At 30.9% G+C, this 11,876-nt stretch carries 13 protein-coding genes; 12 read left to right on the plus strand and 1 reads right to left on the minus strand.

From position 1 onward, the window contains the following. The first annotated feature begins 12 nt into the window (after positions 1 to 12). The 11 genes from BLV79_RS03225 (at position 13) to BLV79_RS03275 (ending at position 10,373) form a co-directional block, all read left to right on the plus strand. The gene (locus tag BLV79_RS03225; protein ID WP_074716137.1) at positions 13 to 390 is read left to right on the plus strand and encodes a YraN family protein; all 378 of its coding nucleotides are present in this window, start codon (positions 13 to 15) and stop codon (positions 388 to 390) included. A 32-nt stretch (positions 391 to 422) separates the two neighbouring features. Further along, entirely contained in the window at positions 423 to 1,298 is an 876-nt protein-coding gene (gene pgeF, locus BLV79_RS03230) for a peptidoglycan editing factor PgeF (RefSeq protein WP_074716139.1), read from the plus strand. A gap of 26 nt (positions 1,299 to 1,324) precedes the next feature. Beyond that, the gene (locus BLV79_RS03235; protein WP_074716140.1) at positions 1,325 to 2,362 is read left to right on the plus strand and encodes a M42 family metallopeptidase; all 1,038 of its coding nucleotides are present in this window, start codon (positions 1,325 to 1,327) and stop codon (positions 2,360 to 2,362) included. A gap of 62 nt (positions 2,363 to 2,424) precedes the next feature. Further along, entirely contained in the window at positions 2,425 to 3,750 is a 1,326-nt protein-coding gene (gene der, locus BLV79_RS03240) for a ribosome biogenesis GTPase Der (protein WP_074716142.1), read from the plus strand. Further along, positions 3,750 to 4,403: a glycerol-3-phosphate 1-O-acyltransferase PlsY gene (gene plsY, locus BLV79_RS03245; protein WP_074716143.1), complete on the plus strand. Its 654-nt coding sequence runs from the start codon at positions 3,750 to 3,752 to the stop codon at positions 4,401 to 4,403. Before der ends, plsY begins: the two co-directional genes overlap by 1 nt. Positions 4,404 to 4,447: 44 nt before the next feature. After that, positions 4,448 to 5,461 carry an NAD(P)H-dependent glycerol-3-phosphate dehydrogenase gene (locus BLV79_RS03250; protein ID WP_074716145.1) on the plus strand — a complete coding sequence of 338 codons (1,014 nt, stop codon included), beginning with the start codon at positions 4,448 to 4,450 and terminating at the stop codon, positions 5,459 to 5,461. A 1-nt stretch (position 5,462) separates the two neighbouring features. Beyond that, the gene (locus BLV79_RS03255) at positions 5,463 to 5,897 is read left to right on the plus strand and encodes a dUTP diphosphatase (protein WP_074716147.1); all 435 of its coding nucleotides are present in this window, start codon (positions 5,463 to 5,465) and stop codon (positions 5,895 to 5,897) included. A gap of 206 nt (positions 5,898 to 6,103) precedes the next feature. Beyond that, a complete protein-coding gene (locus BLV79_RS03260) occupies positions 6,104 to 6,778 on the plus strand; it encodes a type I phosphoribosyltransferase (protein WP_242871420.1) in 675 nt (224 codons plus the stop codon). 296 nt (positions 6,779 to 7,074) lie between these two features. Further along, complete coding sequence (locus tag BLV79_RS03265) at positions 7,075 to 7,941, plus strand: DegV family protein (protein WP_074716149.1); 867 nt, start codon at positions 7,075 to 7,077, stop codon at positions 7,939 to 7,941. Between the two features lie 46 nt (positions 7,942 to 7,987). Beyond that, entirely contained in the window at positions 7,988 to 8,887 is a 900-nt protein-coding gene (locus BLV79_RS03270) for a LysR family transcriptional regulator (RefSeq protein ID WP_074716151.1), read from the plus strand. A gap of 196 nt (positions 8,888 to 9,083) precedes the next feature. Then, a complete protein-coding gene (locus BLV79_RS03275) occupies positions 9,084 to 10,373 on the plus strand; it encodes an adenylosuccinate synthase (RefSeq protein ID WP_074716153.1) in 1,290 nt (429 codons plus the stop codon). Positions 10,374 to 10,768: 395 nt separating this feature from the next. On the opposite strand, the gene BLV79_RS03280 is transcribed toward BLV79_RS03275, so the two are convergent. Beyond that, positions 10,769 to 11,032, minus strand: coding sequence for a hypothetical protein (locus tag BLV79_RS03280; RefSeq protein ID WP_074716155.1), 264 nt, complete (start codon positions 11,030 to 11,032; stop codon positions 10,769 to 10,771). Between the two features lie 276 nt (positions 11,033 to 11,308). On the opposite strand from BLV79_RS03280, the gene BLV79_RS03285 reads away from it, so the two are divergent. Continuing rightward, positions 11,309 to 11,824, plus strand: coding sequence for an SEC-C metal-binding domain-containing protein (locus BLV79_RS03285; RefSeq protein ID WP_074716156.1), 516 nt, complete (start codon positions 11,309 to 11,311; stop codon positions 11,822 to 11,824). The last annotated feature ends 52 nt before the right edge of the window (positions 11,825 to 11,876 follow it).

The following is an 11,876-nucleotide window of genomic DNA, read 5'->3' on the forward strand; positions in this document are numbered from 1 at the left end:
AGAATATAAAAGATGAAATACAATATTAATAAAAGAAATAATAAATACAACAAACGTAAAGTTGGGCAGGAACGCGAGAAGCAGGCGGCTGTTTTTTTAGAAAAGAATGGCTATCATATTATTACGTTTAATTATCGTAATAGAATTGGCGAGATTGATATTATTGCTAGAGATAAAGAAAGTATAGTCTTTGTGGAAGTAAAATATAGAAGTAGCGCCAGATATGGTTGGCCGGAGGAAGCGGTCGATTATAAAAAACAAAAAAACATAATTGCTGTTGCTAATTATTTTATAATGAGTAACAATCTTGTTGATGTGCCAATGAGATTTGATGTTGTTTCTATTTTAAATAACAAGATAGAGCATATTCAAAATGCGTTTGGAGTATGAAATAATATGTAAAGGTGATTTGAATATTAGAAATGGACTTGAAGTATAAGAATAATCAAAAAGTTTTTAATTTAGTAAATTACACAATTGAAAACGATAAAACAAATAATAATAAGATAGTATTACCATTACTAAAATTTACTAAAATTGATGAAACAGGTATAGTAAATCATTGTTTTACAACTCGAGAAGGTGGAGTGAGTAAAGAACATTTATCATCATTAAATCTAAGTTTTACCAGAGGAGATGATCCTGAAAATGTTCTTGAAAATTACAGACGTTTAGCGTGTGCTTTAGGGTGTACGTTAAATGATTTTGTTTTAACATCACAGACACATACAACGAATGTATTAAAAGTTACAAAGAAAGATGCAGGAAATGGTGTTGTTAAAAAACTTCCATATGATAATATTGATGGGTTAATTACTGATGAGCCAGGACTTGTTTTGTCAACTTTTTATGCAGATTGTGTACCACTTTATTTTGTGGATTCAAAGAATAAAGCAATAGGATTAAGCCATTCAGGCTGGCGTGGAACAGTAAAAAGAATGGGTAAGGTGACTCTTGAGGCAATGGCAAGAGAATTCAATACAGACCCCCAAGATGTTGTTTGTGCTATTGGTCCATCAATTTGTCAGCAATGCTATGAAGTAAGTTTAGACGTGGCTGAAGAATTTATAAATGAGTTTGCTGGACATGAAGACGAGATAATAATTCAAAAGGAAAATGATAAATGTTTACTTGATTTATGGAGAGCAAATGAAATAGTTTTAGAAGATGCTGGCGTGTTAAAAGAGAACATTGCAACAACTAATCTATGTACATGCTGCAATTCGAAGTATTTATATTCACATAGAGCATCAAATGGAAAACGCGGTAATTTAGGCGCTTTTATGTATATAAAATAATTTTGACATCTTTTTAGGAGGACGAAATGGAGACAAAAGAATATATTGATTACATTATAGATGAATTAAAAAAAATTACAGCTATTGATAGTCCAACAGGTTTTACAAAAGAAGTAGCGGATTTTGTGGTAGGAGAGTATAAAAAATTAGGATACGATGCTAAACTTACCCAAAAAGGTGGAGTTTTTGTGGATCTAGGTGGCAAAGATAAAGAAGATGGATTGGTTTTAGCAGCCCATATTGATACGTTAGGCGGAATAGTTAAAGAAGTTAAATCAAATGGCCGTCTTAAATTATCTCCATTAGGAGGTATGAATGCCAATAATGCTGAAGCTGAAAACGTAACAATTCATACTCGTTTTGATGGCGAATATACTGGAACTTTACAGCTTACTAATGCATCAGTTCATGTTAATGGAGAGTATGATGATACTAAGCGTACATGGGATGTAATGGAAGTTGTTATTGATGAGGATACAAAAAGTAAAGAAGATACAGATAAGCTTGGTATAATGGTTGGTGATTTTATTTGCTTTAATCCACGTACAACAATTACTAAATCAGGTTATATTAAAAGTAGATTTTTAGATGATAAACTAAGTGTTGGTATATTATTAGGTTATGCTAAATATTTAAAAGATAATAAAATTACACCATCAAGAAGAATATATAATCATATAACAGTCTATGAAGAAGTTGGACATGGTGGAGCTGCATCAATTCCTGAAGGTGTAACAGAAATGATTTCTGTTGATATGGGATGTGTAGGTGAAGGCTTGAATTGTACAGAAAAACAGGTTTCAATCTGTGCAAAAGATTCAAGAGGACCATACAATTATGATGTTGTAACAAAAATGATTAAAATTTCAAAAGAAAATAATATTGATTTTGCAGTCGATATTTATCCTTTTTATGGCTCTGATGTAGATGTTGCCTTAAGCGCTGGATATGATATAAAACATGGTTTGATTGGAGCTGGAGTATATGCATCTCATGGTTATGAGAGAAGTCATATTGATGGAGTAACAAACACATTTAGATTATTAATTGAATATTGTAAATAAATATTTAATTGCAAATAAATATTTGATTTTAATATCGAAATTTAGATAGGAGAATATAAATTATGAGTAAACCAATAGTAGCGATAGTAGGAAGACCAAACGTTGGTAAATCTACATTGTTTAATACTTTAGCAGGAGAAAGAATTTCTATTGTTAAAGATACACCAGGTGTTACAAGGGATAGAATTTATGCAGAAGTAAGCTGGTTGGATAAAAATTTTACAATGATTGATACGGGTGGTATTGAACCAGAAAGTAAAGATATAATTTTATCACAGATGAGAGAACAGGCACAGATAGCAATCGATACTGCTGATGTAATTATGTTTATTGTAGATGTGAGACAAGGATTACAGGATGCTGACTCAAAGGTTGCTGATATGCTTAGAAGATCAAAAAAACCAGTTGTTTTAGTTGTTAACAAGGTTGATGATTTTAATAAGATGATGGCAGATGTATATGAATTTTATAATTTAGGTATAGGCGATCCACATCCAGTTTCTGCATCAGGTAAGTTAGGCTTAGGTGATATGTTGGATGAAGTTATTTCTCATTTTCCTGAAGGAGCAGGAGAAGAAGAGGAAGATGATAGACCAAAGATTGCAGTTATTGGTAAACCAAACGTTGGTAAATCATCACTTATTAATAAATTATCGAATGAAGATAGATCAATCGTTTCTAATATAGCCGGTACAACAAGAGATTCAATTGATACTAATGTTAGATATAATAAAAAAGATTATCTTTTTGTTGATACAGCAGGTATTAGAAGAAAAAGTAAAGTTAAAGAGGATATCGAGAGATATAGTATAATTCGTGCAGTTGCAGCGGTTGAAAAAGCCGATGTTGTTGTGATTATGATTGATGCAACAGAAGGTGTAACTGAGCAAGATGCTAAGATTGCAGGTATTGCGCATGATAGAGGAAAAGGTATTATTATCGCTGTTAATAAATGGGATGCCATTGAAAAAGATAATAAGACAATGAAAAAACATACAGAAGAGATTAGAGATGTATTAAGCTTTATGCCTTATGCAGAAATTTTATTTATTTCTGTAAAATCAGGACAAAGATTAAATAAATTATTTGAACTTATTGATGTCGTTATGGAGAATAATGCTATGAGAGTTCAAACAGGTGTGTTAAATGAAATCGTAACAGAAGCAGTTGCAATGCAGCAGCCACCAACAGATAAGGGTAAACGTTTGAAAATATTCTATGTTACTCAGGTTGCAGTTAAACCACCAACATTTGTTATCTTTGTTAATGATAGAAACTTGATGCATTTCTCATATACAAGATATTTGGAAAACCGTATAAGAGATACATTTGGCTTCCAGGGAACAGCTTTAAAATTCATAATTAGAGAGAGAAAGGAAGGAAAATAATGATTTTCGCACGATTAATAGCTCTATTAGTTGGTTATTTATTCGGAAATTTTCAAACAGGGTATCTTTATGGAAAAAGCAAAGGCATTGACATTAGAAAACATGGAAGTGGAAATGCTGGAACTACAAACACGTTAAGAACATTAGGAGTAAAAGCGGGTTTAATTACTTTTTTGGGCGATTGTTTTAAAGCAGTTTTTGCAATTTTAATCATAAAATATATTTTTAGAAATCAGTTTACTGATTCGATTAAAATATTAGAAATGTATGCTGGATTTGGAACTGTTTTAGGACACAATTTTCCATTTTATCTTGGATTTAAAGGTGGAAAGGGAATTGCGTGCACTGCCGGAGTTATTCTTGCAGTATGTCCACTAGCGACTATTATATGCTTAATAGTTTTTATATCTATTGTTGCAATAACAAGATATGTTTCATTAGGTTCAATTATTATGATTTCAGTTTTCTTGATTCAAGTGGTAGTATTTAATCATTTAGGAATGCTAGGAATAGATAGTAGCAGATTCAGCCTTGAATTTGAGTTTGACATTATAGCGGCATGTTTTACATGTATGGGAATTTGGAGACATAAAGCAAATATTATAAGATTATTAAGTGGCAACGAGAATAAATTCGCAATGAGTAAAAAATAATAACTTAATTATTCAAAATTATTAAAGTTAGGAGTAATAAAATAATGAGAAAAATAGGTGTTATAGGAGCAGGAAGCTGGGGCATTGCATTGTCAAAAGTCCTTGCAGATAATGGTCATGATATTGTAGTATGGTCAATTGTGGAAGACGAAATCAAGATGTTAAAAGAAAAAAAAGAACATGTTGATAAGCTACCAGGTGTTAAATTGCCAGATAGCATCAAATATACAACTAGTATTCAAGAGGCTATTGATGAAAAAGAAATCATTATTTTAGCGGTTCCATCTGTATTTACAAGAAGCACTGCTAAGACAATGGCTCCATATGTTAAAAAAGGACAAATTGTAGTATGTGTAGCAAAAGGAATTGAAGATAAAACTCTTAAAACATTAGCTGAAATTGTTACTGAGGAGATTCCAGTTGCACAGGTTGCAGTAATGTGTGGACCATCTCATGCAGAGGAAGTTGGAGCAGGTCTCCCAACAACATTGGTTGCAGGTGCTAAAGAAAAAGTGATAGCAGAGACTATTCAGGATACATTTATGAATGAGGTTTTCAGAGTTTATACTAGTCCAGATATTTTAGGAATGGAATTAGGTGGCTCATTAAAAAATGTAATTGCTCTTGCAGCAGGTATGGCAGATGGATTAGGTTATGGAGATAACACAAAAGCAGCACTTATTACAAGAGGAATAGCAGAAATCAGTAGATTAGCTTCTAAAATGGGTGCCAATATGGAAACACTATATGGTTTAACAGGTATTGGTGATTTGATTGTTACATGCGAAAGCAAGCATAGTAGAAATAGAAAAGCGGGCATGTTGATTGGTCAAGGATATACAATGGATGAAGCTACTAAAGAAGTAAAAATGGTAGTAGAAGGTATTTTCTCTGCAAAAGCAGCTTTAGCTTTAGGAAAAAAATATGATGTTGAGCTTCCTATTATCAAAGAAGTAAATAAAGTATTATTTGAAGATAAGAAAGCAAAAGATGCGGTTACGGATTTGATGTTAAGAGATAAAAGAAGTGAAAACAGCGTTTTAGAATGGGAGAAATAAAGTGGAGAAAATATTAATAAAATATTTTTCGGAAGAAATAGAAAAATTAACTTACATTGAGGGAAAATCTGATTGGATTGATCTTAGAGTTTCTGAAGAAGTTGAGTTAAAAAAAGGTGATTTTAAATTAATTCCATTAGGTGTTGCTATGAAATTGCCAGATGGATATGAGGCACATTTAGTACCAAGAAGTTCAACATTTAAGAATTTTGGCTTAATTCAAACAAATAGTATGGGTGTGATTGATGGCTCATATTGTGGAGATAATGATATGTGGAGAATGCCAGTATTGGCAACTAGAGATGTTGTTTTACATGTAAATGATAGAATTTGTCAATTTAGAATTGTTCAAAATCAACCTCAGATTGTTTTTGAACAGACAGAACACCTATCAGACCAAGATAGAGGCGGTTTTGGAAGTACTGGCATCAAATAATAATATTTATTAAGTTTTTGTATGCATCTAATTTGCTAAATAATTTAAAAAATAATTGAATATTCAGACAAATGTAGTTATAATTAAAATATAGAATACATATGATATTGCTACAATGAAAGCATCTTGAGAAAGTCTATTAAAGTTATACTATAAAAATATAAAAGCTTGCATTTTTATGCAAGCTTTTTTGGAAGGAGCATACTATGGAAACAGAAAAAAAAGAAAGAATGGAAGATCGCATGGTTAAGTTTTATTCAAAAGAGAGCAATAAACTTGCACTTCATGCAATTCCAGGACATTTTGCAACAAGTACAGCTCATATCAATTATTATGTAGATGTAACAAGTATTAAGACAAGAGCGAATGAAGCAATGGAAGCAGCGAAGCTTTTTTATTCAAAAATTAATACAAGTGTTTATATTGATACAATTATTTGTATGGATGGAACAGAGGTTATTGGAGCTTTTTTGAGTCAAGAATTAGAATCAAGACATTTTTTATCAACAAATTTACATCAAACGCATTATATAATTACCCCTGAGTATAATTCTAATAATCAAATGATTTTTAGGGACAATAATAAGGGTGCAATAGAAAACAAGCATGTTGTGTTGCTTTTTGCAAATACGACAACAGGTGAAACTATAAAAAAATGTTTAGAATGTGTTAGATATTATGGCGGAATTGTAGAAAATATAATGTCAGTATTTGGAATTATAAAACAGGTTGAAGGAATACCTGTTGAATCATTATTTGATGCTGATGATGTGCCAGGTTATGCATATTATCCAGCGTATCCTGCAGATGCGTGTCCATTTTGTAAGAAAAAAATTAAAATTGATGCAATGGTTAATGGATTTGGATATTCCAAATTATAACCAAGTGGTTTTGAATACTACATGTAAAAGAAAAGAAAACTATTATTTGTTGATACGATTAAAATAAAATTTGTAATCAATTACTTTTATCTCAGTTCTAATACATAAACACGCAAAAATGGGCAAAAATTCTTTTTTTTTTCGATGTTTTATGTTATACTGAAAAAGTGTTATTTTACAATAATGGAAACTAAATGCAAATGACACATTATCCAAAGAGCAAAAATGATGGATAAAACATTGGAAATAATAAATTGAAACTTAGTAAAAATAGTGATAGGCGAGATGGAGGAAGAATGAGTAAAGTAGTTGTTGTTACAGATAGTAGTTGTGCGTTTACACAAGAAGAAGCTAAGAAAATTGGCGTTGAAATTGTACCATTACCATTTTATATTAATGGTGAAATAAAATACGAAGATGTGGATTTGACACAAGACGATTTTTATAAGAAATTACAAGAAGGTGTTGAGTTAAAAACATCTATGCCATTGTTAGGTGATGTTACAGACAAGTGGGATGAGTTACTTGAAAAGTATGATGAGGTTGTATATATTCCTTTATCAGCAGGATTAAGTAGTTCATGCGAAACAGCGATAATGTTATCACAAGATTATGATGGTAAAGTTCAGGTAGTAAATAATAAACGAGTATCAGTTACTTTAAAAAGATCAATTTATGATGCAGTTGAATTAGCAGAACAAGGCAAAAACGCTGCAGAAATTAAAGAAATTCTTGAAAAAACAGCTCATGATTCGGCAATATATATCATGGTTGACACATTATCCTATTTAAAAAAGGGTGGACGTATCACAGCAGCTGCAGCAGCAATTGGAACATTACTAAAGATTAAACCAGTTTTACAGATTCAGGGTGATAAATTAGATGCTTTTTCTAAAGCACGTACAGTTAAACAGGCTAAATCTACAATGATTAAAGCAATTAAAGATGATTTTGAAAAGAAATATAATGATCCTGAAGGAAAAAATATGTATATTCAGGTAGCATATTCACATAATCTAGAGGATGCTTTGGCTTTTAAAGAAGAAGTAGAAAATGCATTTCCTGGAATAGAAGTGAAAATGGATCCACTATCATTGTGTATAGCTTGTCATATCGGACCAGGTTCTTTAGCTGTTGCTTATTCAAAAAAAGTAGAAGCATAAAAAATCAAATGTAAATTAAAAATTTAAGAAGGTTATATTATTTTTTATGGATATAAATTTAGAATATTATAAAATATTTTATTATGTGGGAACGAAACAGAGTATTACTTTGGCAGCTGAGGAATTATCTATTTCGCAACCGGCTGTTAGTCAGGCAATAAAAAATATAGAGCAGGCATACGGATGCAAATTGTTTGCTAGGGTTCCTAAAGGGGTAAGATTTACGGCGGAAGGAGAAGTTTTGTTTTCCTACGTAAAAAAAGGATACGAAACTATACTTGCGGGTGATAAAAGGCTCAATGAAATGCTTAATTTGGAAAGTGGAGAGATTAGGATAGGTGCAAGTGATATGACTTTGAAATATTATATACTTTCCTATTTAGAAAAATTTCATGAGTTGCATCCTGAAATTAAGGTTACAGTTACTAATGCACCAACACCAGAGACAATTTCGTGTTTGTCAGATGGCGAAATCGATTTTGGTGTTGTAAGTACACCGTTTAACGATGCAAGTAATATAAAGAAGATACCTGTGAAAGAGATAAGAGATATTTTTGTAGCAGGAAACAGATTTAGTGATTTGAAGGGCAAAAAGATTTCGTATAAAGATTTAGAAAAAATGTCTACAATGTGTTTAGAAGGTCATACCTCAACGAGACAATATGTTACTTCATATTTGAAAAAATTTGGCGCTAAATTAAAGCCAGAATTTGAATTAGCCACAAGTGATATGTTAGTTCAATTTGCAAAACGTAATCTCGGAATTGCAAGTGTTGTAGAAGATTTCGCAAAAGAAGAATTAGAAAATGGAGAACTTTTTGAACTTAAATTTGAAGAAGAAATTCCTAAACGTAAGTTTTGTATTGTATTAAATGAAAAATTACCTATGTCAACTGCAGCCAAAGAACTGATATCAGCAATGTTAGATAATAATTATTTGAAATAAACTTTGGATATAAGCAGAGATTATTTACATTATAAAAAAACATAATTTTACTTATGATATTTTTTGTTCTATAATCATTAAGTAAGGACGGCGAGTTGTTTTTACACTTGCCGTTTTCTATTTTAAAATTAAGTAGTTTGTTTGAAGACACTGTTCGAAACACTTCACAGTGTTGGAAGATTTAGGAGGACAAAAAATGGTTAAAGCAGTAGTTGGAGCCAATTGGGGCGATGAAGGAAAAGGTAAAATTACAGATACTCTTGCAAAAGAAGCTGATATTATCGTAAGATTTCAGGGTGGTGCAAATGCAGGACATACTATTGTAAACGATTATGGTAAGTTTGCATTACATACATTACCATCTGGTGTATTTTATAGCCATACAACAAGTGTGATCGGTAATGGTGTTGCACTAAACATTCCTATTTTATTTGAAGAGATTAAATCTATTACTGATAGAAATGTTCCAATGCCTAAAATCAAAGTATCTGATAGAGCACAAATTGTTATGCCTTATCACATTTTATTCGATCAATATGAAGAAGAACGTTTAGGTGGTAAATCATTTGGTTCAACAAAATCAGGTATTGCACCATTTTATTCAGATAAATATGCTAAAATCGGATTTCAGGTTAATGAGTTATTCGATGAAGAAGTTTTAAAAGAAAAAGTGGAAAGAGTAGTTGCATTGAAAAATGTATTACTTGAGCATTTATATCATAAACCATTAATTGATAAAGACGAATTATTAGAAACATTACATTCATACAGAGAAATGATAGCTCCATATGTATGTGATACAGCAACATTTTTAGAGAATGCCAATAAAGAAGGAAAAACAATTCTTCTTGAAGGTCAGTTGGGTACATTAAAAGATCCAGATCATGGTATCTATCCAATGGTTACATCTTCATCTACTTTAGCTTCATACGGAGCAATTGGTGCGGGATTAGCTCCATACGATATAAAACAGATTATTACAGTTTGTAAAGCTTATTCTTCAGCAGTAGGTGCTGGTGCATTTGTTAGCGAAATCTTTGGTGATGAGGCTGATGAATTACGTCGTCGTGGAGGAGACGGTGGTGAATTTGGTGCTACAACAGGTAGACCAAGACGAATGGGTTGGTTCGATTGTGTTGCATCAAAATATGGATGTAGATTACAAGGTACAACAGATGTTGCGTTCACAGTTCTTGATGTATTAGGATATTTGGACGAAATTCCTGTATGTGTAGCTTATGATGTAGATGGAAAAGAAACAACAGATTTCCCTGTAACTCATCTTCTTGAAAAAGCTAAACCAGTTATTAAGAAATTACCAGGCTGGAAATGCGATATTAGAGGAATAAAGAATTATGACGAGTTGCCAGAAAACTGTCGCAAATATATCGAATTTATTGAGGAACAAATTGGCTATCCAATTACTATGGTTTCAAATGGACCAGGTAGAGAAGATATCATTTATAGAGAATCTAAATTAAAATAATTCTAAAATAGACTGAATTATTTGAAATAGATTTATGAAATCTTTGTATTATTCTTTCCTTGCAAAAAAATATTTTTTACAGATTTTAACAAATACAAAATACAATATAAGCAAAAAATATAACGAATATATAACAAAAATGTAGTATAAGCAAAAATGTAACGGATACAAATGCAACATATATGATTTATGCAACATATAATATAAGGATTATAAAAGCAATATAAAAAACCAGGTGGAGCGGAGCACTGATAAATATCAGTATAGCTTTACCTGGTTTTTGATTATTTTTGAATTGGCTTTAATAATGCTTACGCTGTTAAAAAGAATAACTGAATTTCAAAAAATAAAACTGTATTATAGAATTAAATTTATGTTTTGAATTTAATCTATACTTAAAATTTATCTTTGGAATTATTTCTTTTTTCTTCTACTTTTTTTCGCAAGTCGTCTAATTCATCATTTTTTTTAGTAATAATTTTGTAAATGAAAGTGTACGTCCAAATTAAAACTGGGATAATAAATGTAGCAAAAATGGATGCTGCAAAAAAGCTTTGTTTTTTTGAATTGTCAAAAACCGAACAAAATATAGTGCTTAAATAAAGAAGAACTAAAATGATAATGCCTAAAATGGCTAAAACTTGTTTTGTTTTTTTCATAGTGTATCCTTTCGTGTTTAAAAGTTTAGAGTGTGCTCAATAATATAAAAATGAATAATATAAAAAAATAGCATAAAAAATTAATTTGCTATAAATTATTCTTCGCTTTATTGTATAATAATACGAAAAAAAAACTTCAGAGTCAAGAAATGTTAGTGAAGTATTTAAAGAAACGGGAAGAAGTATTGAATAAAATGATAAAAATTGCTATAATGAACTTAATTAAACACACGAAAAGTGTGAATATTAAAAGACATAATAAAAGGTGGTAAAAAGATGACATTATACAAGAGATGGTACAGTGAAGCCTATAATGAAAAGGCAGACAAAGGGGAACTACAAAGATTCTGGCAAAATTATTTTGCACTAGAAAAGAGCGTTTATGAGAAGCTTCTTTCTAATCCTGACGAAAAAGTAGAAGGAACAGTTAAAGAATTAGCTGAAAAATATGGTTTATCTACAGTTGAGATGATTGGTTTCCTTGACGGAATCAATGATAGTTTAATTATTCCAAATAAAGTCGAAGAATTAGAAGAAGACGATGTTGTTAATTTACATTTTGATAAGGAAAAATTATATAAAAACATGGTAGATGCACAGGCAGATTGGCTCTATAATTTACCTATGTGGGACAATATTTATGATAAAGAGACACAGCATAGATTATACCTTGAACAAAAGAAATCAAAAACAGTTGTTGTTGGTAAAAAAATTGGTAGAAATGATCCATGTCCATGTGGTTCTGGTAAGAAATATAAATACTGCCATGGTGCCATTCAGAAAAATAAATAATAATTATATTAGTAATAGATTTAAAAAATAAAAAGTTTCTCTTTACATTTTG

Origin of the sequence: Lachnobacterium bovis DSM 14045, from assembly GCF_900107245.1 — a bacterium.
Lineage (GTDB): Bacteria > Bacillota > Clostridia > Lachnospirales > Lachnospiraceae > Roseburia > Roseburia bovis.